Source organism: Microbacterium sp. 4-7, assembly GCF_014332665.1.
GTDB lineage: Bacteria > Actinomycetota > Actinomycetes > Actinomycetales > Microbacteriaceae > Microbacterium.
Map to the genome: position 1 here is coordinate 335,016 of NZ_MCRH01000001.1, position 21,797 is coordinate 356,812.

The 21,797-nt window shown below is 69.3% G+C and carries 20 protein-coding genes; 9 read left to right on the forward strand and 11 right to left on the reverse strand.

The genetic code is table 11. From position 1 onward, the window contains the following. Window positions 1–465 precede the first annotated feature (465 nt). From BEP68_RS01535 to BEP68_RS01545, 3 genes are all read right to left on the reverse strand, one after another. Complete coding sequence (locus BEP68_RS01535; RefSeq protein WP_261987662.1) at window positions 466–2,547, reverse strand: BCCT family transporter; 2,082 nt, start codon at window positions 2,545–2,547, stop codon at window positions 466–468. A gap of 197 nt (window positions 2,548–2,744) precedes the next feature. Next, entirely contained in the window at window positions 2,745–4,433 is a 1,689-nt protein-coding gene (locus BEP68_RS01540; protein WP_187249005.1) for an ABC1 kinase family protein, read from the reverse strand. 24 nt (window positions 4,434–4,457) lie between these two features. Next, window positions 4,458–5,045 carry a PadR family transcriptional regulator gene (locus BEP68_RS01545; protein ID WP_187249006.1) on the reverse strand — a complete coding sequence of 196 codons (588 nt, stop codon included), beginning with the start codon at window positions 5,043–5,045 and terminating at the stop codon, window positions 4,458–4,460. 165 nt (window positions 5,046–5,210) lie between these two features. On the opposite strand from BEP68_RS01545, the gene BEP68_RS01550 reads away from it, so the two are divergent. The 3 genes from BEP68_RS01550 to BEP68_RS01560 all read left to right on the forward strand — a co-directional run bounded on the left by BEP68_RS01550 (window position 5,211) and on the right by BEP68_RS01560 (window position 8,420). After that, entirely contained in the window at window positions 5,211–5,588 is a 378-nt protein-coding gene (locus BEP68_RS01550; RefSeq protein ID WP_053098451.1) for a YciI family protein, read from the forward strand. Then, window positions 5,585–6,772, forward strand: coding sequence for an RNA polymerase sigma factor (locus tag BEP68_RS01555; RefSeq protein WP_187249007.1), 1,188 nt, complete (start codon window positions 5,585–5,587; stop codon window positions 6,770–6,772). The genes BEP68_RS01550 and BEP68_RS01555 overlap by 4 nt, the downstream gene beginning before the upstream one ends. Before the next feature lie 118 nt (window positions 6,773–6,890). Beyond that, the gene (locus BEP68_RS01560) at window positions 6,891–8,420 is read left to right on the forward strand and encodes a glycosyltransferase family 2 protein (protein ID WP_187249008.1); all 1,530 of its coding nucleotides are present in this window, start codon (window positions 6,891–6,893) and stop codon (window positions 8,418–8,420) included. A gap of 6 nt (window positions 8,421–8,426) precedes the next feature. Here the strand turns inward: BEP68_RS01560 and map are convergent, their stop codons facing one another. Then, window positions 8,427–9,197: a type I methionyl aminopeptidase gene (gene map, locus BEP68_RS01565; protein ID WP_187249009.1), complete on the reverse strand. Its 771-nt coding sequence runs from the start codon at window positions 9,195–9,197 to the stop codon at window positions 8,427–8,429. A 78-nt stretch (window positions 9,198–9,275) separates the two neighbouring features. Between map and BEP68_RS01570 the strand changes: the two genes are divergently transcribed. Next, entirely contained in the window at window positions 9,276–9,554 is a 279-nt protein-coding gene (locus BEP68_RS01570; protein ID WP_072592179.1) for a helix-turn-helix domain-containing protein, read from the forward strand. Between the two features lies 1 nt (window position 9,555). Next, window positions 9,556–10,314, forward strand: a complete 759-nt coding sequence (locus BEP68_RS01575) for an SDR family NAD(P)-dependent oxidoreductase (RefSeq protein WP_187249010.1) — start codon at window positions 9,556–9,558, stop codon at window positions 10,312–10,314. A gap of 31 nt (window positions 10,315–10,345) precedes the next feature. On the opposite strand, the gene BEP68_RS01580 is transcribed toward BEP68_RS01575, so the two are convergent. Next, window positions 10,346–10,651: an ArsR/SmtB family transcription factor gene (locus BEP68_RS01580; RefSeq protein WP_187249011.1), complete on the reverse strand. Its 306-nt coding sequence runs from the start codon at window positions 10,649–10,651 to the stop codon at window positions 10,346–10,348. 85 nt (window positions 10,652–10,736) lie between these two features. On the opposite strand from BEP68_RS01580, the gene BEP68_RS01585 reads away from it, so the two are divergent. From BEP68_RS01585 to BEP68_RS01595, 3 genes are all read left to right on the forward strand, one after another. Continuing rightward, a complete protein-coding gene (locus tag BEP68_RS01585; protein WP_187249012.1) occupies window positions 10,737–11,951 on the forward strand; it encodes an MFS transporter in 1,215 nt (404 codons plus the stop codon). A 604-nt stretch (window positions 11,952–12,555) separates the two neighbouring features. Beyond that, the gene (locus tag BEP68_RS01590; RefSeq protein WP_053098445.1) at window positions 12,556–13,044 is read left to right on the forward strand and encodes a DUF2975 domain-containing protein; all 489 of its coding nucleotides are present in this window, start codon (window positions 12,556–12,558) and stop codon (window positions 13,042–13,044) included. After that, complete coding sequence (locus tag BEP68_RS01595; protein ID WP_042540715.1) at window positions 13,044–13,247, forward strand: helix-turn-helix domain-containing protein; 204 nt, start codon at window positions 13,044–13,046, stop codon at window positions 13,245–13,247. Before BEP68_RS01590 ends, BEP68_RS01595 begins: the two co-directional genes overlap by 1 nt. Window positions 13,248–13,598: 351 nt before the next feature. Here BEP68_RS01595 and panB read toward each other — a convergent pair whose 3' ends face one another. From panB to BEP68_RS01610, 3 genes are read right to left on the reverse strand one after another with little or no spacing between them, the layout of a single operon-like run. Continuing rightward, window positions 13,599–14,468, reverse strand: a complete 870-nt coding sequence (gene panB / locus BEP68_RS01600) for a 3-methyl-2-oxobutanoate hydroxymethyltransferase (RefSeq protein WP_187249013.1) — start codon at window positions 14,466–14,468, stop codon at window positions 13,599–13,601. After that, on the reverse strand, window positions 14,465–15,319 hold the full coding sequence (panC, locus tag BEP68_RS01605; protein WP_187249014.1) for a pantoate--beta-alanine ligase: 855 nt from the start codon (window positions 15,317–15,319) through the stop codon (window positions 14,465–14,467). The genes panB and panC overlap by 4 nt, the downstream gene beginning before the upstream one ends. After that, entirely contained in the window at window positions 15,316–16,041 is a 726-nt protein-coding gene (locus BEP68_RS01610) for a DUF2520 domain-containing protein (protein WP_187249015.1), read from the reverse strand. Before BEP68_RS01610 ends, panC begins: the two co-directional genes overlap by 4 nt. A 324-nt stretch (window positions 16,042–16,365) precedes the next feature. Here BEP68_RS01610 and BEP68_RS01615 point away from each other — a divergent pair, with 324 nt between their 5' ends. Continuing rightward, on the forward strand, window positions 16,366–17,874 hold the full coding sequence (locus BEP68_RS01615) for a SulP family inorganic anion transporter (RefSeq protein ID WP_187249016.1): 1,509 nt from the start codon (window positions 16,366–16,368) through the stop codon (window positions 17,872–17,874). Window positions 17,875–17,893: 19 nt separating this feature from the next. Here the strand turns inward: BEP68_RS01615 and BEP68_RS01620 are convergent, their stop codons facing one another. The 3 genes from BEP68_RS01620 to BEP68_RS01630 are packed head-to-tail and all read right to left on the reverse strand — an operon-like array spanning window position 17,894 to window position 21,772. Further along, the gene (locus BEP68_RS01620; protein ID WP_187249017.1) at window positions 17,894–19,216 is read right to left on the reverse strand and encodes an enolase C-terminal domain-like protein; all 1,323 of its coding nucleotides are present in this window, start codon (window positions 19,214–19,216) and stop codon (window positions 17,894–17,896) included. Next, window positions 19,213–20,799: an aldehyde dehydrogenase (NADP(+)) gene (locus BEP68_RS01625; RefSeq protein ID WP_187249018.1), complete on the reverse strand. Its 1,587-nt coding sequence runs from the start codon at window positions 20,797–20,799 to the stop codon at window positions 19,213–19,215. Before BEP68_RS01625 ends, BEP68_RS01620 begins: the two co-directional genes overlap by 4 nt. Window positions 20,800–20,836: 37 nt before the next feature. Continuing rightward, a complete protein-coding gene (locus BEP68_RS01630) occupies window positions 20,837–21,772 on the reverse strand; it encodes a 5-dehydro-4-deoxyglucarate dehydratase (protein WP_053098437.1) in 936 nt (311 codons plus the stop codon). Between the last annotated feature and the right edge of the window lie 25 nt (window positions 21,773–21,797).

The window sequence follows — 21,797 nt, forward strand, 5'->3', positions numbered from 1 at the left end:
CTCCGGCCTCCCGCACGCCTTCGCGCATGCGGGGCCACTTCGGCACCGGAACTCACGTGCGGGGCCACTTTCGCAGCGGAAACGGCCGATTCGGATGCGTTACTGACCCCGCACCGGGATGGAACCCGCGGGTAGGGGCAACCCTCACGCCCCACCCACATGGCGGGGCCAGTTGGGAACCGGGACTCACGTGCGAGGTGCGTGCGGAGCCACTTCGGCACCGGAACTCACGTGCGGGGCCACTTTCACATCGGAAGCGGTCGATTCGGATGCGTTACTGACCCCGCACCGCGATGGAACCCGCGGGTAGGGGCAACCTCACGCCCCACCCACATGGCGGGGCCACTTCGGCGCCGGGACTCACGTGCGGGGCCACTTTCGCAGCGGAAACGGCCGATTCGGACGCGTTACTGACCCCGCACCGGGCCGGGGGCGGCGCGGGCGGGGTCAACAATGCGACTGACGTCAGGAAGGACGCTCGGCGAGGCCCGCAGGGTCGCCCCCGTCATCCGACCCGGCGTCCGCGGCCGCACCCGCACTCGCATCGCCGGCCGCACTCGCGTCGCCGGCATCGGCATCGGCATCCGCAGCGCCACCACCGGCATCCGCAGCGCCACCACCGGAGTCCGCAGCGCCACCACCGGCATCCGGGATGATGTCGATCGCCTCGGTCGCGGTCGCGTAGACCTCGGCGAGGCTGTCGTCGACGTCGGCCTCATCGATCCAGGCGAGGTCGTCTTCGGAGTGGTCGTACTCGACAGGCACGAGCGCGAAGTCGTCGCCGTACTCCTCGAGTCCGGCCATGACGCTGTGGCGCACGGCCATGCGGGCATAGCGCTCGCGCAGGATCATGGGGTCGCGTCGCAGATCCTTCATGAACGCGACCATCATGAAGGCCATGATCACGGCGAACGGCAGCGCCGCGATGATCGTGACGTTCTGCAGCGACTTCAGGCCGCTGCCCTCTTCGCCGGTGACGAGCAGCACCGCCGCGATCACTCCGACCAGGATTCCCCAGACGACGGCGACCCAGCGCGACGGCTCGGGGCGGCCCTGCTGCGAGAGCGTGCCCATGACGAGCGAGGCCGAATCGGCGCCGGTGATGAAGAAGATCGAGATCAGCAGGATGAGCACGATGCTGGTGATCAGCGGGAACGGCAGGTTCTCGAGCACGCCGAAGAGCACCTCTTCGGGCGGGTCGACCGTGAGTCCTGCGCCGTTCATCTGCTGCTGGATCGCCGTGGTTCCGAAGATCGCGAACCAGATGAGCGAGATCGCGGCCGGAACCAGGATGACGACGGAGACGAACTGGCGCAGCGTGCGGCCCCGCGAGATCTTGGCGATGAACATGCCCACGAACGGCGACCAGGAGATCCACCATGCCCAGTAGAAGATCGTCCAGCTCGACAGGAACATCTGCGCCTCATCGCCCTGCGACGCCGACCGCGCGACCATCTCGGGCAGGTCGCCGAGGAACTGCACGGCGACCGAGGGGATGACGTTGAGGATCAGCAGCGTCGGTCCGACGAAGAAGACGAAGAATGCGAGCAGCAGCGCGACGACCGCGTTGATGTTCGACAGCGCGCGGATGCCCTTCGAGACGCCCGAGACCGCCGAGGCGATGAAGCAGGCGGTGAGCACAGCGATGGCCGCGATGAGCACGCCGTTGCCGAGTTCGCCGATGCCGCTGACGATCTCGACGCCGTGGCCGATCTGCAGGGCTCCCAGGCCGAGCGACGCGGCGGTGCCGAAGAGGGTCACGATGATCGAGAAGATGTCGATCGTGCGACCGAGGGGTCCGGTGGTGCGGCCCTCGCCGAGCAGCGGCGCGAAGATCGACGAGATCAGGGGGGTGCGGCCACGACGGAACGCGCCGTACGCGATCGCGCCGCCGACCAGCGCGTAGAAGGCCCACGCCTGCGGGCCCCAGTGGTAGAGCACCTGCGCCTGCGCCGTGTGCATGGCCTCGAGGGTGTTCGCCTCGACCGTTCCGGGCGGCGGGTTCTCGAAGAAGGTGAGCGGCTCGGCGGCGCCCCAGAAGACGAGACCGATGCCCATTCCGGCGGCGAAGAGCATCGAGATCCACGAGAACATCGAGAACTCGGGCTCTTCGTCGTCGCGGCCCAGGGGAATGCGTCCGTAGCGGCTGAAGCCGACGAACAGCATGAAGACCAGGATGACGGTGGCGATCGTGGTGAAGAAGAAGCCGAAGTACTCGACGACCCACCCGAGCACGGTCGAGGTCGTGCCCGAGAGGTTGTCACCCGCGAACACGCCCCACGCGATGAACGCGAGGGTCAGCGCGACGGCGATGCCGAAGACGAGCGGATCGGTGCGGTAGGTGCGTCCGGTCTCCTCGACCGAGACGCCGGGCACGAGCGCCGGGTGCACGCCGCGCGGCGGAACCGCGGCGATGTCGCGCACGATCTTCTGCGCGGTCTCGGTGGCCTTCGCGGCCTGCCTGATCGCGGCGGTGGAGGTCTTCGGAGGGTCGTTCCTCGTGGGCGTCTTCTCGTCCGGAGTGTCCATGAGAACCCATTCTCCCATGCCGGCATTCTGCGACCTGGACGGAAAGGCCAGATGAACGGGTGATCCGCGGCGCTCCGGGGCCGTACACGCCGGGCGGATGCCGGATGCTCCGGGTTCTCCGGACGCGTCAGCGGCGAGCACCAGGACGCGTCAGCGCGAGCACCAGGACGCGTCAGCGCGAGTACCAGGGCGGTCAGCGCGAGCGCCAGGGCGCGTCAGCGCGAGCGACGACCGCCGAACACCGAGTGCAGCAGGGGCAGCGCCGAGACGCAGATGAGGGTGATGCCGAGCGGCGGCAGCGGCGTGACGAGCAGCGCGCCTCCGACGAGCATCGCGGCGAACAGCACGCCCGATCCGATGCGGCGTGCGATGCCCTCGAGCCGGTCGAGGCGGCGCTCGAGGGCCGAGGTGTCGAAGGTGACGTTGCCGTCGTCGACGCGGGTGATGATCGCGTCGATCCGCTTCGGCAGGCGGTAGGTGACGGCAGCGGTCTCCATGGCCTGCTGCGCCATGTCCTGCATGAGGTTGCCCGACTCGTCGCGCAGCAGGCGGCCGGCGTAGGGCTCGGCGGCGTCCCACACGTTGAACGACGGATCGAGGCTCGAGCACATGCCCGAGGTCAGCGACACCGCACGGATGAGCAGCAGCATGTTCTCGGGCAGCTGGAGCGGAAGCGAGCGCACCATGTCGCCGAACTCATCGGCGAAGTCGGTGAACTCCCGAGGGTCGACCTTGCTGAGCTCGGCGAAGCCCATGCCGCCGAAGCGGGCGAACAGCGCGCGGAGCGCCCGCTCGAGCTCGGCGGTGTCGGCGGAGGGCAGCAGCACGCCGATCTCCTGGGCCGCTGTGACCAGGCCTCGACTGTCGCGACCGGCGACCGCGATCAGCAGGGTGCGCAGACCGTCGCGGAGGTTGTCGGGCACCTCGGCCATCATCCCGAAGTCGATGAAGGTGAGGCGGAAGGTGCGGCCGGTCGTCGAGTCGGCCTCGGGTGTCACGAAGATGTTGCCCGGGTGCGGGTCGGCGTGCACGAAGCTGTGCGTGAACACCTGGTCGAACATGACCTCGGCGAACACGTCGGCGACCTCGGCCGGATCGATGCCGGCTGCCCGTAGAGCATCCGTGTCGTTGATCTTGATCGCGGTGACGTCCGAGAGCGTGAGCACGCGCCGGGTCGACCGCTCCCAGACGATCTCGGGGGCGCTGACACGCGGGTCGCCGGCGAAGTTCTCACGGAAGCGCTCGGCGCTGGCGGCCTCGTGCAGGTAGTCGATCTCCTCGAGGCTGGTCTGCGCGAACTCCTCGACGAGGCCGGGCGCGTCGACCCGATCGGAGACCAGTCGCACGCGCATCGCCCAGCGGGCGACGCGGCGGAGTGCCGCGAGGTCGACCGCGACGATCTCGTCGATGCCGGGGCGCTGCACCTTGACGACGACGTCGCCGAGACCGGTGTCGACGGCATCCTGTGCGGAGAGGCGGGCCCGGTGCGCCTGGCCGAGGGATGCCGCAGCCACCGGCGTCTCATCGAACCAGGCGTAGGCCTCCGCGAGCGGACGCCCGAGTTCGGCCTCGGCGGCCGCACGGATGTCGGCGAACGGCACGGCCGGGACCTCGTCCTGCAGTCCCTCGAGCTCCTTCGTGATCTCGGGCGGCAGCACGTCGAGACGCGACGACATGAACTGCCCGACCTTGATCATGAGACCGCCGAGTTCGACCGCGAGCACGTGGAACCGCTTCGCGAAGCGCTGCATGCGCGGCGCCCGGGTGCGCTCGGCGATCGAGCTCATGCCGAAGCGCGGCAGCACGAGCTCGAACCACCAGACCTTGAGGAACTCGCGCGCCGCGAACGACAGGATGCGGCGGTACCGGGCACGATGGGCGCCCTGCGCCGCAGCATCCGTCATGTGTCGTCCCTGTGTCGTGTGCGATCAGTCCTGAGCGAGGATCGAGTACAGCCTACGGCGGGCCTCGTCGAGGATCTCGACCGCCTGCTGCACCTGCTCGGTGCTGCCGCTGCGACCGACGGCTGCGGCTGCCGCCGCGAGGTCGACGCCCGCCTTGGGCAGTGCGCTGTAGCGGGGGTTGTCGTGCGAGCCCTCGCTCTTCGACTGCGACTCCCACGGAGCGGGGGTCTCGGTGTGCTCGGCGGCGACGGCGCGGCCGGCCTCGGTGAGCGAGTAGGTCTTGCGACCGCTCTGCTCCTGAGCCTCGATCAGGCCCTCGTCGGCCAGCAGCTGCAGGGTGGGGTAGACCGAGCCTGCGCTCGGCTTCCACGATCCGCCGCTGCGGTCGGCGATCTCGTTGATGATCTGGTAGCCGTGCATCGGCTTCTCGGTGAGCAGCGACAGCACCGCGGTGCGGACGTCGCCCTTCGCCATGCGCGAGCCGCCGCTGGGGCGCTGCTCGAAGGACTTGCGGAGCTGCTCCATGGCATCGAAGATCGCGGATGCGGGTCCGCCCTGGCCCGAGCCGAAGCCGGATCCGCCGAACGGGTTCGAGGGGAATGCGTTGTTCATGATGACCTCCCGGAAGTGGTGAGCGATAGTCAACGATATATCGTTAAGGCTGAGTGTGGGGTGGGAGTCTCGGCCCGGAAGGTGAACTTCGGCGGATGTGTCGATCGGCCTGCTGCTCGATCGTCATCTCTCTGTACGCTGACCGTCGAACAGTGAGGAAGAGACATGCGCTACACACTGCTGTTGCACTACGAAGAGCTCGATGCCGAGACTCTGGGCGCCGAGGCGCTCGCAGAGGGCCAGGCCGCATTCGCGAGCTACGCCGCCACCCTGCAGTCGGCAGGGGTGCTCGTCTCGGCCGAGGTTCTGCAGCCGTCGGCCGTCAGCACCACCGTTCGCGTGCGCGATGACGCGCTGCAGGTGCAGGACGGCCCGTTCGCCGACACGAAGGAGCAGCTCGGCGGCACGGTCGTCATCGACGTGCCCGACCTGGATGCCGCGATCGGATTCGCCCGCCAGGCCCCGCCGGCGTTCTGGGGTGCGGTCGAGATCCGCCCGGGTGCCGTGTTCACGGTCGACGGCGTCTGGACTCCGAACCGATGATCCCCGAGGGGGTCCGGGCCGCTGCAGAGAGTGCGGCGCGGACCTCCTACGGCCGGCTGGTCGCGCTGCTCGCGGCGCGGTCCGGCGACCTCGCACTCGCCGAGGACTCCCTTGCGGGAGCGTTCGAAGAGGCGCTGCGGCGCTGGCCGGATGCCGGAGTGCCTGACAACCCGGAAGGGTGGTTGATGACCGTGGCGAGGAACAGGCTGCGCGATATGTGGAAGTCGGCCGCGGCGACGGCATCCGCTCCCCTCGCCGAGGAGAGCGCTCGCGTCGATCCGCTCGCCGACCATGATCCGCTCGCGATCGGCGACAAGCGACTCGAACTGCTGTTCGTGTGCGCGCATCCGGCGATCGACCCGGCCGTGCGCGCGCCGCTCATGCTCCAGACCGTGCTCGGATTCGAGGCGGCCGAGGTCGCGCGCGCGTTCGCCGTTCCGGCGACGGCGATGGCACAGCGCCTGGTGCGGGCGAAGCGACGCATCAGAGATGCCCGCATCCCGTTCGCGATTCCGGACCGCCGCTCGATGCCCGAACGATTGCCCGCTGTGCTGGAGGCGGTCTACGGATGCGCCGCGCTCACCTGGCGCGGCGACGCCGAGTCGATGGCGGGCGAGGCGCAGTACCTGGCCGTCACTCTGGCGGGGCTTCTCGAGGACGAGCCTGAGGCGTGGGGACTGGCCGCCCTCACGACGCTGACTCTCGCGCGGCGCTCTCGCGAGTTCACCCCCCTCGACGAGCAGGATCCTCAGACCTGGGATGCGGCGCTGATCGCCGAGGGCGAGGCGTACCTGCGGCGAGCGCGGCCGACCGGTGCGCCGGGACGATTCCAGCTCGAGGCGGCGATCCAGGCGGTGCACTGCGATCGGCTGCGCACGGGGGCGACCGATTGGGACTCGCTGCGGATGCTGTACGCCGCGCTTCTCGCGGTCGCTCCGACCCTCGGTGCCCGGGTCGCGGCCGCCGTCGTCACTGCACGCATCGACGGAGCCGAGGCGGGCCTCGCCGCACTTCCGGCCCATGCAGAGGGATTCCAGCCGTACTGGGCGGCTCGGGCGGGGCTGCTCGCCGAGGCCGGACAGGATGCCGGCGAGGCCTACGCGCGGGCGATCGCGCTCGCCGACGACGACGGCGTCATCGGCTTCCTCCGTGGCCGCGCGGCGGCCCACGCACGATCCCACTGACACGCACTGCACGCACACGGCGCTGAAAGCAAGCCCCGTGCGCTCCATAGCCGACGATGTTTGACTGCCGTCGATGTCGTCTTCCCCTGCCGTTTCCCCACCGTCCACTTCGATCAGAGTGAGCGTCGTCGTTCCCGTGTTCCGTCCGGGAGCGGCATTCGACGAGCTCATCGCGTCTCTCGATCGGCAGACGCTCGATCACGGCCGGTTCGAGGTGCTGCTCTGCGACGACGGCTCCGGTGAGGAGACGGCGGCTCGACTGGTCGAGATCGCGCGTGATCGTCCCTACGTGCGCGTCGCGTATCTGCCGCATTCGGGGTGGCCGGGAACGCCGCGCAACCACGGGATCGACGATGCGCGCGGCACGTACATCCAGTTCGTCGATCAGGACGACTGGCTCTACGACGGCGCCCTCGAGGCGCTCTGCGACTACGCCGACGAGCATGCATCCGATGTCGTGGTCGGCAGGGAGGTCGGCATCGGCCGGCGGCTTCCGAGTCGCATCTTCCGCCGCGACATCCCCCGTGCGCGCCTCGGCGAGGATCCGCTGCTCGAGATGCTGACGCCGCACAAGATGTTCCGCACCTCGTTCCTGCGCGAGAAGCGCATCCGATTCCCCGACGGCAAGGTGCGCCTCGAAGACCATCTGTTCGTGATGAGGGCGTACTTCGAGGCGTCGACGATCTCGATCCTCGCCAGCCGCCCCTGCTACGCGTGGGTCAAGCACGCGGGCAGTGCCAGTTCGTCGCGGATCGAACCCGAGACGTACTTCCCGCATCTCGAGGCCGTGCTCGACCTGGTCGAGCGGTACACCGAACCGGGGCGACTGCGCGACCGGCTGCTGCGGCACTGGTTCCGCGGCAAGATCCTCAAGAGGGTGTCGGGCAAGAAGTACGCCGGGTACCCCGAGGAGTATCGCCAGCGACTGCTCGACGTCGTCATCCCGCTCGCGCGACGGCGCTTCGGACCCGGCGTCGACGGGGGCCTGGCCTTTCCGAACCGCATCCGGGCCGCACTGCTGCGAGCCGATCGACGCGCCGACCTGCTGACGTTCGCGCGGTTCGAGGCCGAGCTCACCTGCCGGGCGGTGGTGACGTCGGCACGGTGGTCGCGGGGCGGCGGACTGTATCTCACCGTCGATGTCTCGATCACCCGCGACGGGCAGGACGCACTCGAGTTCGAGCCGGGCACGGGCGTCATGACGTCACTGCCGATCGCGATGGACGGCATTCCGACCGGTCTTCTCGAAGCCAAGCGGGAGATGTCCAACGATCACGTCGAGTTGGTGTGGCGCGACAAGGCCGCGGCGATCGAGCGTCGCGTGGCGAACCTCCACCCACGCAGCCTCGACTCCCTCCGCATCGCGATCGACCCGCTGAAGGTGTTCCGGCCCGACGACGAGTCGCGCGGGGCGAAGCTCTTCGTGACCGTGCGACGGGCGGGGTGGACCTTCGACGTCCCTCTCCGAGCGGATGCTGCGACGCTCGCCGCCGCGGGACGCTCACCCCTGCTCGCCGGGCGCACGTGCACGCCGGTCGCGGGACGCGGCGGCGCCGTCGAGCTGCGCAGGCAGTACCCCGGCGGCCGGCTCAAGGACCTGGCCGGCCGCGCTGTGCGTCGGGTGCGGAGCGGCTCGCGCACGAAGTGACGAGGGTCAGCGCGGCAGCGTGAGCACCTCGGCCCCGGTCTCGGTGATGGCGATGGTGTGCTCGGTGTGGGCTGTGCGGCATCCGGTCGCACTGCGCAGCGTCCAGCCGTCGTCGTCGGTGACCAGCCGGTCGGTGTCGGCCATCACCCACGGTTCCAGTGCGAGCAGCAGGCCGGGGCGCAGTCTGTAGCCGCGGCCGGGGCGTCCGTCGTTCGCGACGTGCGGATCCTGGTGCATCGTCGAACCGATGCCATGGCCGCCGAACTCGAGATTGATCGGGTAGCCCGCGTCGCCGAGCACCGTGCCGATCGCGTGGGAGAGGTCGCCGATGCGCGCGCCGGGTCGGGCTGCGGCGATCGCGGCGGCCAGCGCACGCTCGGTCGCGTCGATCATGTCGAGGTCGGCGGATGCCGCACCGTCGCCGACCACGAAGCTGATGGCGGCATCCGCTGAGATCCCCCGGAGCGTGACGGCGAGGTCGAGAGTGAGAAGGTCGCCGTCGAGGAGGGCGTAGTCGTGCGGCATCCCGTGCAGCACCGCGTCGTTCACGGCAGTGCAGACGTAGTGGCCGAAGGGCCCCCGGCCGAAGGAGGGGGCGTAATCGACGTAGCAGGACTGCGCACCGGCATCCTCGATCATCTGCTTCGTCCAGCGGTCGAGGTCGAGCAGGTTCACCCCGACCGCGGCTCGCTCCTTGAGGGACTGGAGGATGCCGCCGACGAGGGCGCCCGCGTCTCGTGCACGAGCCAGTTCGTCGCGGTTCAGGATCTCGATCATGGGGTTCTCCACAGCTCGCCGTCAGTCATTCCAATAACTATCCCGGTAATACTATCCCGGGATTACAATGGGCTCATGATGGTTCGGATGCCCCTGACTCCCGCCGAGGTCGAGCGGGGCGAGCGCCTCGGCGCGCTGCTGCGGCGAGCGCGCGGTGAGCGATCGATGCTGAGCGTCGCCCTCGAGGCGGGAGTCTCGCCCGAGACCCTGCGCAAGATCGAGTCGGGTCGCGTGGCGACCCCCGCTTTCTCGACCATCGCCGCGATCGCCGGCGTGCTGCACCTCTCGCTGGATTCGGTGTGGTCCGAGATCGAGCCGGCGGTGCATGCGGTCGGTCGCACGCGGGTCGCGTCCTGAGATGGCGCATGCGCTGATCACGGGCAGCTCGCGCGGCATCGGCCGCGCAGTGGCGCAGGCCTTCGCCCGACGGGGCGACCGGGTCGTCGTGCACTACGGCCGCGATCGCGCGGCCGCGGAAGAGACCCTCGCCTCGCTCGAAGGCTCGAACCATGCGATCGTGGGCGGCGACCTCGGGGATCCGGCGAAGGCGCAGCGCGTGGTCGAGGAGGGCATCACAGCCCTGGGTTCACTCGACATCCTGGTGAACAATGCAGCCGTGGCCCCGAGCGCGGCGAACGAGCATCACGTCGACTCGACGACGTATGCCGAGTGGCAGCGCGCCTGGTCTGCCATGGCCTCGGTGAACCTGCTCGGCGCCTCGAACGTCACGATGCTCGTCGCTCAGCACATGATCGAGCGGGGCAGCGGCGGATCGATCGTCAACATCGGGTCACGCGGCGCGTTCCGCGGAGAGGCCGACCACCCCGCGTACGCCGCGACCAAGGCAGGACTGCAGGCGTTCGGGCAGTCGATGGCGCTGGCGCTCGCGCCCCACGGCATCTCGGTCACCTCCGTCGCTCCAGGCATGGTGGCGACAGACCGGCAGACGGCGAAGCTCGAGGGAGAGCAGGGCGACAGCATCCGCGGCCAGAGTCCGTTCGGCCGGGTGGGCACGCCCGAAGAGGTGGCGGATGCCGTCGCCTATCTCACCTCGCCCACCGCGGTGTGGGCATCGGGCACGGTGCTCGACCTGAACGGCGCGTCGCACTTCCGCTGAGGCGGTGGGCTCTCGCCTGGGCTGTTGCGGGTCACGAACGCAGCACGGAATCCAGCAGGCCGGGGAACAGCTCGTCGAGCTCTGCGCGGCGCAGCGTCAGCATCCGTCGCCGGCCGTTGGGCTCGTTGCGGATCACGCCCGCTTCGCGCAGCACCTTCATGAAATGCGACTTGGTGGACTTCGGCAGGTTCGGGTCGGTCGCGTGGCATTCCGCCATGTCGAGCGGGCCGTCGGCGAGCTGTCGCGCGATCGCCAGACGCTCGGGGTCGCTGAGGGCGAAGAGCACGTCGGTGAGCTGTATCTCGGATCGCTCGGGGTGCGGGAGTTCGCCTGGCATGGTTCGAGAATAGTTGAACAATCGCGGGATCGCGAGTACGCTCCGATAGTTCGATGAATCTCGAACCGATACCGCGGGAGCACTCATGACCACCACGTCACCGATCGACACGACCGCGACGGCACCTCGGATCCGTCGCCCGCGTTTCGGCTTCGCGCTGGCCGTCGTGACGCAGATCGCGATGATGATGGGCGCGAGTGCGCCGTCGCCGTTCTACCCCGTGCTCGCCGCAGAGATCGGATTCGACGCGATCGTCATCAGCGCCGTCTTCGCCGTCTACGCGGTCGCCCTGCTGCTCGCCCTGCTCACCGCAGGCTCGCTCTCCGACCATGTCGGGCGGCGACCGGTCGCGATCGGCGGTCTCCTGGTGCTCGCCGCGAGCATGGTGCTGTTCTGGCATGCCGATACGGTCGCCACGCTCATGCTCGCCCGCATCCTGCAGGGTGCGGCGAGTGGCGTGCTCATCGCCGCCCTCTCGGCCGCCGCACTCGACCTCGCCCCCGGCGGCCGTTCGAGGGCCGCCGCACTGTGGAACGCGCTCAGCCCCGGAATCGGCCTCGCCCTCGGCGCGCTCGTCTCGGGCATCGCACTGGACGTGACCGGACAGCCGCTGCTCGACGTGTTCGCACCCCTGACCGCCGTGTACATCGTGCTCGCGGGGCTCTTCTTCCTGGCACCCGAGACCGCTCCGCTGCGGCCGGGAGCACTCGCGTCGCTGAGCTTCCGGCTGTCGGTGCCGGCCGGCATCCGCTCGGACTTCTGGCGCGGAGCCCCCGCGATCATCGCCGGCTGGGCGACGGGTGGGCTCTTCCTCTCGCTCGGCGCGAACATCGTGCGCACCCAGCTCGGCGGTGAGGCGCACGTCTGGCAGGGACTCGCGGTCGCGATGCTGGCCGGCGTCGGCGCGGTCACCGCATTCCTCTTCCGCAACCGGCGCCCGCGCACCTCGGTGATCTTCGGCACGGCGGCCCTCGCCGTCGGCACCGCGCTGTCGCTCTGGGCGCTCGCGACCGGGTCGCTTCCGTTCTACCTCGCCGCGACCGCCGTGACCGGCATGGGATTCGGCACCGCCTTCTCGGGAGTCGTCGCCTCACTCGCACCCCGCATCCCCCCGACCGACCGCGCCGACACGTTCGCCGTGATCTACCTGCTCGCCTACCTCGCCTTCGGCGTGCCCGCAGTCATCGCAGGGATGCTGGTCGGAGTCTTCGGACTCGGCGCAGTGTGCGTCGGGTACGGCGTCGCGGTCATCGCGCTCGCGCTCATCGCACTGGTGCTGCGGGTGCGTCGGGCGGAGTAGCTGCTCTCTGTTGGGTGGAGGTCTCTCGCGCCGAAGGGGGTCTCTCGCTGCGGAGGAGATCTCTCGCGCCGAAGGAGGTCTCTCGCGCCGAAGGACAGATGCCGCCGACACCTCCTTCGGTAGACGCGATCTCCTTCCGAGCGCGCGCTGCCGCCAGCATCCCACCGACTGCGAAGGAGATCTCTCGCCTCGAAGGAGGGATGCCGCCGACACCTCCTTCGTTGTGCGCGTTCTCCTTCCGAGCGCGCTGCCCCGGCATCCCACCGACTGCGAAGGAGATCTCTCACTCCGAAGGAGATCTCTCGCCTCGAAGGAGGGATGTGGCCGATATCTCCTTCGTTATGCGCGATCTCCTTCCGAGCGCGCCCGGCCCCGGCATCCGGAGGAGATCTGCGCACCGGCGGAGATCTGCGTACCGGAGGAGCTCTGCGTACCGGAGGAGATCTGCGTACCGGAGGAGATCTGCGCACCGGAGGACGAACTCGCGCAGTTGATCCTCCCTTCCGTAGATCTCCTCCGCATCGAACGCGCCCCCGCACATCCACCTTGCCGAATCGAACGATTAACGATAGATTTCTACTGTTGTTCGATGAGAGGTGGAGTCATGGCGAAGTCGACGATCATCGTGCTGCGGGTCGTGATCGCGCTGGCGCTGGTCGGGTCCGTGGCCGTGCAGGCGCTCATCGTGCCGCTGCTGTGGCTCGACCTCGCCGACGAAGAGCTGTGGGGGCGGATCGCCTTCGTGTCGATCGTCGTCCTCGGGGTCGGCACTCTGCAGGTCTTCGGCATCTGCGTGTGGTTGCTGCTCACGAAGGTGCGTCGCGGATCGATCTTCTCGACCTCGTCGTTCCGCTACATCGACGTGATCATCGGTGCGATCCTCGTGGCCGCGGCTCTCCTGTGGATCCTCGCAGCGATACTCGCTCCGGGCTCGGCAGCTCCGGGTCTCGTCGCGCTCATCGGCGGAGCCGGCGTGGTGCTCGCCGGCGTCGCCCTGCTGGTCGTGGTGATGAAGGCGCTGCTGCGGCAGGCGATCGACCGCGATGTCGAGGCGCAGGCGCTGCGGTCCGAGCTCGACAACGAGGTCATCTGATGCCCGTCGTCGTCGACATCGACGTGATGATGGCGCGACGCAAGATGGGTGTCGGCGAGCTGGCCGAGCGCATCGGGATCACGCCGACGAACCTGGCCGTGCTGAAGAACGGGCGGGCGAAAGCCGTGCGGTTCTCGACCCTCGACGCACTGTGCGAAGTGCTGGAATGCCAGCCCGGCGACATCCTGCGCTGGGAGGCGTGAGGGGGACCTCTTTCGCCGCGGCGCCCACACACCCACACACCCACGCACCCACGCACCCACGCACCCACACACCCACGCACCCACGCACCGGAGGAGTTCTGCGCTTCGGAAGGCCTGATCCCGGGATTCCCTCCTTCGGAAGCGCATTTCTCCTTCGCAATGCGTGATGCGCGCGCTTCGAGACCTCGACACGGCAGCCATCGCACTCCTACGGTGCGGAGGAGAACAGCGCACCGGAGGATGACCTCGTCGATACGGCCCTCCGCATCGCAGATCTCCTCCGCATCGACGAGGTCAGCAAGAGAGGGACAGCACTGGATGCCGGGCGTCGAGCCGCCCGGAGGCCGACGCCTACCGCCGCGCGAGCAGGTCGCGCAGTCGCGCGGCCTCGCCCTCGGGCATCCCGTAGCCGTGCTCGGGCGCCGGGTATTGCCCGCCGCGCACCTCGTCGGCATAGGCCGCGACCCCCGCGATGGACACAGCGCGCACATCGGCGTAGCGCTTGACGAACTTGGCGGCCCCGCCGGTGTAGATGCCGAGCAGGTCGTGGAAGACGAGCACCTGGCCGTCGGCATCCGCTCCGGCTCCGATGCCGATCAGCGGAATGCGCAGCAGGGGCGCGAGAGCGGCGGTGACCTCGGACGGCACTGCTTCGATCACGAGCAGCGAGACTCCGGCATCCTGCAGTGCGAGGGCGTCATCGATCACGGCGAGCGCCGCCTCGGCGGTGCGTCCCTGGGCGCGGTATCCGCCGAGCGAGGTCGCAGTCTGCGGCGTGAGTCCGACATGGCCGACGACGGGGATGCCGGCATTCACGAGCGCTCGAGCACGGTCGACCGTGGTGCCGCCGCGCTCGATCTTGACCAGGTCGACGCCGGCCTCCTTGATGAAGCGCTGCGCGGTCGCGAGGGCGAGCTCATCCGACGCCTCGTACGAACCGAAGGGCAGGTCGCCGACGAGCAGTGGATTCGTGAGTCCGCGCCGCACGGCTTTCGTCAGCATCAGCATCTCGTCGATCGTGACGGGCACGGTGCTGTCGTAGCCGAGCACGGTCATCGCGGCCGAATCGCCGACGAGCACCAGGTCGACGCCGGCCTCCTCGACGATCTGCGCACTCGGGAAGTCGTACGCGGTGACCATGACGATCGGCTCGCCGGCATGCTTCTTGGCGTCGAGATCGCGCAGGGTCAGTCGCTTCGTCGGGGCGGCGTGGGCGCTCATGGCGTGAACCCTCTCAGCAGGTGGTTGTCGATCAATCGGGCGGCGCCGACACGGGCGGCGACGAGCAGCAGGGCGTCGCGGTCGATGCGGGTGACGGGCTGAAGCGTCTCGGCATCCCGGAGTTCCAGGTACTCGACGTCGATTCCCGCCTCGACGAGAACAGCCTGGGCAGCGGACAGGATGGCGCCGCCATCCCCGTCGCCCGAACGGTGCGCCGCATCCGCCGCGTCGAGCGCACGGTTCAGCGCGGTCGCCCGGGCGCGAGCATCCGCGTCGAGGTACACGTTGCGCGAGCTCATGGCGAGTCCGTCGGGTTCGCGGACGATGGGGCACGCCTCGATGCGCACATCGAGGTTCAGGTCACGCACGACCCGCCGGACGACGAGCACCTGCTGCGCGTCCTTCTGCCCGAAGTACGCGACGTCGGGCTGCACGATGCCGAACAGCTTCGTGACGACGGTCGCGACGCCGTCGAAGTGGTGGGGGCCGCGGCTCGCGCCGTCGAGCACCTCGGTGATGCCCGCCACGTGAATGTTCGTGGCGAAGCCGTCGGGGTAGATCTCGGCCGGCTCGGGGGCGAAGAGGATGTCGACGCCCTCCGCTTCAGCGAGCGCGGCGTCACGCGCTTCGTCGCGCGGGTAGGTGCTGAGGTCTTCGTTCGCGGCGAACTGGGTCGGATTGACGAAGAGCGAGACGACGACGAGGTCGTTCTGCGCCCTCGCCGCGCGCATGAGCGAGAGGTGCCCCTCGTGGAAGGCGCCCATGGTCGGGACGAGCCCGACAGTCCCGCCGTCACCGCGGGCGTCTCGAACCGCGGTGCGCACCTCGGCGATCGTACGGAGGATTCTCATGACCGGGGCTTTCTGTCGGCGACCGCTCGGGTGGCGGTGGCGAGTGCGTCGAAGAGGTCGGCGACGTCGGCGGATGCTGCGCGCTGCCGCGCGACGGTCCCCTCGTCGCCGCGAGCGATCGGACCGGTGAGGGCGGACGCCGCGCCGGATGCCACCCAGTTGTCGACCGTCTGCTGCACGAGCGGTGCGAGGTGGGCGCGATCCAGCCCGGAGGGAGCCGCGAGGCGCTCGGCGGCGTCGAGCACCGTGAGCACGAAGTTCGAGGCGAAGGATGCGGCCGCGTGATACTCCGCACGGTGGGCGTCGTCGACGCGGAAGGGTGTCGCGCCGAGCGCTGCGGCGAGCTGCTCGGCCACCGCGAGCGCCTCGGGTGTGCGGCCGTCGACCGCGACGCCGATTCCGCGGAAGACCTCGGGCGTCTCGGTGCCGGTGAAGGTCTGGAGCGGGTGGATGCTGAAGTCGACGTCGGCGAGCGGCGTCGCACCTGAGACGTGCGCGACGAGTCGAGCATGCGGTCGCGCGGCGAAGGCCACCGCCGCGATCGCCGAATCGGGAACGCAGAGCAGCGCGATATCGGCATCCGGCATCCGGTCGTCGCGACGAAGCGGGCCGCGGACGCCGAAGCCCGCTGCACGCAGGGCCCGGGCGAGAACGCCGCCGAGACGGCCGGCGCCGACGATGGCGATGGTCGTGTCAGGGGCGAGAGCAGGGGTGCTGTGCATGTCGATTCCCCGGCCGAGAAGGGCGGCGCGGATGGGATGAGTATCCGCCCGAGACCGGGTACGCGCAAAATCTCGGAGCATACTGACAATCCGAACGCGCCCATCCCTTGTCACTCTGCTGCGCAGAACACGCAGAACCCTGCTCGCAATGCCCTCTCGATCTCGCCACCCTCCCGCGACACCACCGATCGGGAGGGGATCCTCGATGCGGAGGGCCGATTCCCGGCATCCGCCCTCCGTACTGCAGAAATCCTCCGCATCGAGACCGAGGTCTTACGCTGGAACGTCTGCCCCATCCCCGGGCACCTTCTCTGGAGCATCCCCATGTCTGCACTCGCGGTCGACGATCGCGCCCGCTATCGGGCGAATCCCACTGTCCTCCAGGCGCTGAAGAGTCCGCGGATGCTGACGCGCGAGGTGCTCGCGGGCCTGGTCGTGGGTCTCGCGCTGATCCCCGAGGCGATCGCGTTCTCGGTGATCGCGGGCGTCGACCCGAAGGTGGGGCTGTTCTCGTCGTTCATCATGGCGGTGTCGATCGCGTTCCTCGGCGGGCGCCCCGCGATGGTGACCGCGGCGACCGGAGCCGTCGCGCTCGTGATCGCACCGGTCGCTCCGACCTACGGGATGGACTACTTCATCGCGACCGTGATCCTCGCGGGCATCTTCCAGGTGCTCCTCGGGGTGCTGGGCGTCGCGAAGCTGATGCGATTCATCCCACGCAGCGTCATGGTCGGGTTCGTGAACGCGCTCGCGATCTTCGTGTTCAGCTCGCAGTTCCCGCAGCTGATCGATGTGCCGTGGCTGGTGTATCCGCTGGTCGCACTGGGGATCGTCGTGATGATCGTGATGCCGAGGATCACCAGGGTCGTGCCCGCGCCACTCGTGTCGGTGGTCATCGTGACCGGTGTCGTGCTGGCGTTCGCGATCACCGTGCCGACGGTCGGCGATCAGGGCGAGCTACCGAAGAGCCTTCCCGAGCTGTTCATCCCGAACGTGCCGCTCACCTGGGAGACGTTCACGATCATCGCTCCGTTCGCCCTCGGGGTCGCGCTGGTCGGGCTCATGGAGTCACTGCTCACCGCCAAGCTCGTCGATGAGATCACCGACACCCACTCGAACAAGACGCGCGAGTCGTGGGCGCAGGGCGTGGCGAACATGCTCTCCGGAATCTTCGGAGGCATGGGCGGATGCGCGGTGATCGGCCAGACCATGATCGGCGTCAAGGCGTCCGGGGCGCGCACCCGCATCTCGACGTTCTGCGCCGGCATCTTCCTGTTCCTGCTGGTCGTCGTGTTCGGTGACTTCGTCGGCACGATCCCGATGGCCGCCCTCGTCGCCGTGATGATCATGGTCGCGATCGGCGCCTTCGACTGGCACAGCGTGAAGCCGTCGACCCTCAAGCGGATGCCGAAGAGCGAGACCTTCGTGATGGTGGCGACCGTCGTGCTCGTGCTCCTCACCCACAACCTCGCGGTCGGCGTCGTCGGCGGGGTGCTGGTCGCATCCGTGCTGTTCGTGCGGCGGGTGGCGCACTTCGTGTCGGTCGAGCGCTCGGTCGACCGCTCGGTCTCGGGCGACGTCGCGCGCTACGTCGTGAACGGCGAGCTGTTCTTCGCCTCGAGCAATGACCTGACCACCCTCTTCGAGTACCCCGACGACCCCGAGCATGTCGTGATCGACCTGTCGGGATCGCACATCTGGGATGCGTCGACCGTCGCCGCTCTGGATGCGATCGAGACGAAGTACGCAGCGCTCGGCAAGAGCGTCGAGATCGTCGGGATGAACGAGAGCAGTCAGCGGATGCGGGGACGGTTGACCGGCGGGTTCGAGTAGCGATCCACCCGGACGCGCCTCACCGCACGAGGGCGGGCCGCTTGCTGTCGAACTGCCAGTCGGGCACGAGGTACTGCATGCCGATCGCGTCGTCGCGGGCGCCGAGCCCGTGCTCGACATACAGCTCGTGGGCCTCGGCGAGCCGCACGCGGTCGATCGTCACACCGAGCCCCGGCCGGTCGGGCACGCGCACCGCGCCGTCGCGGATCTGCGGTGCATCGACCGTCAGCTGCTGACCGTCCTGCCAGATCCAGTGCGTGTCGAGTGCCGTGATCTCGCCGGGCGCGGCCGCACCGACCTGCGTGAACATCGCCAGCGAGATGTCGAAGTGGTTGTTCGAGTGCGAGCCCCATGTGAGGTCGAAGTCGTTGCACAGCTGCGCGACGCGCACCGACCCTGCCATCGTCCAGAAGTGCGGGTCAGCGAGCGGGATGTCGACGGCATCCGATCGGATCGCGTGCGCCATCTCGCGCCAGTCGGTCGCGATCATGTTCGTCGCGGTCCGCAGTCCGGTGCGCCGCCGGAACTCCGCCATCACCTCTCGACCCGAGAACCGGCCCTCGGCACCGCAGGGGTCCTCGGCGTAGGCGAGCACGTCGCGCAGTCGTCGACCGATGCGCACCGCATCCTCCAGCAGCCACCCGCCGTTCGGGTCGAGCGTGATGCGCGCCTCGGGGAAGCGCTCGGCGAGGGCGGTCACGACGTCGGCCTCGATCTCTCCGTCGAGCACGCCGCCCTTGAGCTTGAAGTCCGAGAATCCGTAGCGCTGCTGGGCGGCTTCGGCCAGGCGCACGACGCCCTCGGCCGTCATCGCCTCTTCGCGTCGCACGCTCTCCCAGCTGTCGCCGCTCTCGCGCAGATAGGGGAGGTCGGTCCTGTCGGCATCGCCGACGAAGAACAGATAGCCCAGCATCGGCACGCTGTCGCGCTGCTGACCGTCGCCGAGCAGTTCGGCGACCGGCACGCCGAGGTGCTGCGCATGGAGGTCGAGAAGCGCCGACTCGATGCCGGTGACGGCGTGCACGGTGGTGCGCAGGTCGAATGTCTGCAGCCCGCGGCCACCGGCGTCGCGATCGGCGAAGCGCGTAGCGATCGACCGCAGCAGCGAACGGTATCGGCCGACCGGCTGACCCGAGAGCATCTCGCCGGCCTCGGTGATGGTGCGGCGGATCGGCTCTCCGCCGGGAACCTCGCCGAGACCCTCGCGTCCGTCCGAATCCGTCACGATGACGATGTTGCGGGTGAAGAACGGCCCGTGCGCGCCCGAGAGGTTCAACAGCATCGAGTCGTGGCCGGCGACCGGAACGACCTCGACTCTGTCGACGGTGGGAACGGCGCTCATGCGGACGCCTCGCGCCGCCCGTCGATGAAGCGCGGGACGTGCCACGGGTTGGCGATGCGCAGCGCCTCGGGCAGCAGCTCGTCGGGGATGTTCTGATAGGCGACGGGCCGCAGGAAGCGCTCGATCGCGAGAGTCCCGACGCTCGTGGTGCGCGAGTCGCTCGTCGCCGGGAACGGTCCGCCGTGAACCATGGCGTGCCCGACCTCGACCCCGGTCGGCCAGCCGTTCGCGAGGATGCGTCCGACCTTGCGCTCGAGCACCGGCAGCAGCGCCGCCGCGAGCTCATTGTCGTCCGCGCTGAGCTGCAGCGTGGCCGTCAGCTGACCCTCCAGACGCGACGCCGCCTGCACCAGCTCGGCGACATCGCCGTACCGCACCACCAGCGATGCCGCACCGAAGATCTCCTCGTGCAGCACGTGGTTCTCCTCGAACGATCCGAGGTCGGCGGCGTGGATCACCGGCGCGGGAGCATGCGGACCCTCTCCGTCGGATCCCCTCGCGAGGATCTCGGCGTTGGCGTCCCTCGTCTCGACGCCCTCGCGCCATGCGGCGGCGATGCTCGGGGAGAGCATGGTCTGCCCTGTGGCCGCGCGCAGCGCCTCGGATACGGCCTGCAGGAAGGCGTCGCCCTGCTCGCCCCGCGGGACGAAGACGATTCCGGGCTGCGTGCACAGCTGCCCGCTGGATCCGGTCGCGCTCTGCACGTACCCCGCGGCGAGCGCTCCGACATCGCCGCGCAGAGCGCCGGGCAGGATGAACACGGGGTTCACCGAGCTCATCTCGGCGTAGACGGGGATCGGCACCGGCCGCGCCTGCGAGGCGCGCACGAGGGCGAGACCGCCTTCGCGGGAGCCGGTGAACCCGACGGCCTGGATCTCGGGGTCGGAGACGAGCGCCTGTCCGACGCTGCGGCCCGGGCCGAAGATGTGCGAGAACACTCCCGGGTGGAGTCCATGGGCGTCGATGGCACGCGCGATCGCCGCCGCCACGAGCTCGCTCGTGCCGGGGTGCGAGCTGTGCGCCTTGAACACGACCGGGCAGCCGGCTGCGAGGGCGGATGCGGTGTCGCCGCCGGCGGTGGAGAACGCGAAGGGGAAGTTCGACGCCCCGAACACCGCCACCGGCCCGAGAGGGATCTTGCGCTGGCGGATGTCGACGCGGGGCACCGGCGTGCGGTCGGGCTGCGCCGGATCGATGCGCACGCCTCGGTGCTCGCCGGCTCGGACGACCTCGGCGAACAGCCGCAGCTGCCCGGTGGTGCGCGCACGCTCGCCGAGAAGACGCGCCTGCGGCAACCCGGTCTCCTGCATCGCCCGTTCGATCAGCGTGTCGCCGATCGCCTCGATCTCCTCCGCGACCGTCTCGAGGAAGGCCGCGTGGGCCTCGGGCTCGAGGCGCGAGAACGTCACGAACGCCTCGGCGGCGGCCGCCGTCGCCTCGCGGAGCTGGTCGACGTCGATCTGCGAGTAGGGCGGGTCGAGCTGCTCGTCGGTGTCGGGCGCGATGGCGTGCAGTGCCGAGCCGGTGCCGGCGACGGAGCGTCCGGCGATCGAGGAATGCCCGGTGAGGACGGGAACGGTCATGTCACTCTCCTTGAGTCGAGGGTGGGGATGGTGAGGATCAGACGGGGACGGACTCGAGCAGCCCGGCGCGGTCGAGAAGCTGCAGGAGGTCGGCGTCATCCTGCTCCGACAGGTCGTGCAGCGGCGGGCGGACCGGTCCGACGCCGTGTCCGGTGAGACGCAGCCCAGCCTTGACGATCGAGACGCCGAAGCCGCGGCCCCGATCGCGGATCGCGATGTACGGCAGCACGAAGCGTCCCAGCTTCTCGGTCACCGCGACTCGGTCCTGGGCACGCACGTCCCGGTAGAACTCGAGGGCGAACTCGGGAACGAAGTTGAACATCGCGGACGAGTAGGTGCTCATGCCCATCTGCAGCAGCGGCAGCGCATACGTCTCCGCCGTCGGCAGCCCGCCCAGGTAGAACAGCCGCTCGCCGTTGCGGACGTAGACCGAGGCGAGGTGCTCGATGTCGGCCGTCGCATCCTTGAAGCCGATGACGTTCTCGTGTCGGTCGGCGAGGATCGCCATCGTCTCGGCCGAGTAGATCGCGTTGCCCCGGTTGTAGACGATGATCGCGAGACGGGTCGCTGCGGCGATCGCCGAGACATGCTCGACGAGACCGGGCTGGTCGCACTCGGTGAGATACGGGGGCAGCACGAGGATGCCCTCGGCACCGGCCTCCTCCGCTGCACGAGCGTTCGCGATCGCGTTGCGGGTCCAGCCTCCGGCCGACGCGAGCACCGGCACCTCGGGTCGGGACGCCTGCACGGCCGCGCGGACGACCGCGGCCGACTCTGCGGCATCGAGGCTGAAGCCCTCGCCGGTGCCGCCGGCGGCGAACAGACCGGCGACGCCGAATCCGGCCTGCCACTCGACGTGCTCGCGGTAGCGCTTCTCGTCGAACTCGAGCTCCGGCGTGAATGCCGTCGCGGGGAACGAGAGGAGACCTTCGCGAAGGTGGTCGGCCAGCTCGGTGGGCGTGAATCGTGCCACGGTGCACTCCTGGGGTGTCGCGCCG

Excerpts from the sequence above, each read along its gene's own strand:
- BEP68_RS01535 (WP_261987662.1), bottom strand. The coding sequence starts at position 2,547 with ATGGGAGAATGGGTTCTCATGGACACTCCGGACGAGAAGACGCCCACG.
- BEP68_RS01540 (WP_187249005.1), bottom strand. The coding sequence starts at position 4,433 with ATGACGGATGCTGCGGCGCAGGGCGCCCATCGTGCCCGGTACCGCCGC.
- BEP68_RS01545 (WP_187249006.1), bottom strand. The coding sequence starts at position 5,045 with ATGAACAACGCATTCCCCTCGAACCCGTTCGGCGGATCCGGCTTCGGC.
- BEP68_RS01550 (WP_053098451.1), top strand. The coding sequence starts at position 5,211 with ATGCGCTACACACTGCTGTTGCACTACGAAGAGCTCGATGCCGAGACT.
- BEP68_RS01555 (WP_187249007.1), top strand. The coding sequence starts at position 5,585 with ATGATCCCCGAGGGGGTCCGGGCCGCTGCAGAGAGTGCGGCGCGGACC.
- map (WP_187249009.1), bottom strand. The coding sequence starts at position 9,197 with ATGATCGAGATCCTGAACCGCGACGAACTGGCTCGTGCACGAGACGCG.
- BEP68_RS01570 (WP_072592179.1), top strand. The coding sequence starts at position 9,276 with ATGGTTCGGATGCCCCTGACTCCCGCCGAGGTCGAGCGGGGCGAGCGC.
- BEP68_RS01575 (WP_187249010.1), top strand. The coding sequence starts at position 9,556 with ATGGCGCATGCGCTGATCACGGGCAGCTCGCGCGGCATCGGCCGCGCA.
- BEP68_RS01580 (WP_187249011.1), bottom strand. The coding sequence starts at position 10,651 with ATGCCAGGCGAACTCCCGCACCCCGAGCGATCCGAGATACAGCTCACC.
- BEP68_RS01585 (WP_187249012.1), top strand. The coding sequence starts at position 10,737 with ATGACCACCACGTCACCGATCGACACGACCGCGACGGCACCTCGGATC.
- BEP68_RS01590 (WP_053098445.1), top strand. The coding sequence starts at position 12,556 with ATGGCGAAGTCGACGATCATCGTGCTGCGGGTCGTGATCGCGCTGGCG.
- BEP68_RS01595 (WP_042540715.1), top strand. The coding sequence starts at position 13,044 with ATGCCCGTCGTCGTCGACATCGACGTGATGATGGCGCGACGCAAGATG.
- panB (WP_187249013.1), bottom strand. The coding sequence starts at position 14,468 with ATGAGCGCCCACGCCGCCCCGACGAAGCGACTGACCCTGCGCGATCTC.
- panC (WP_187249014.1), bottom strand. The coding sequence starts at position 15,319 with ATGAGAATCCTCCGTACGATCGCCGAGGTGCGCACCGCGGTTCGAGAC.
- BEP68_RS01610 (WP_187249015.1), bottom strand. The coding sequence starts at position 16,041 with ATGCACAGCACCCCTGCTCTCGCCCCTGACACGACCATCGCCATCGTC.
- BEP68_RS01615 (WP_187249016.1), top strand. The coding sequence starts at position 16,366 with ATGTCTGCACTCGCGGTCGACGATCGCGCCCGCTATCGGGCGAATCCC.
- BEP68_RS01620 (WP_187249017.1), bottom strand. The coding sequence starts at position 19,216 with ATGAGCGCCGTTCCCACCGTCGACAGAGTCGAGGTCGTTCCGGTCGCC.
- BEP68_RS01625 (WP_187249018.1), bottom strand. The coding sequence starts at position 20,799 with ATGACCGTTCCCGTCCTCACCGGGCATTCCTCGATCGCCGGACGCTCC.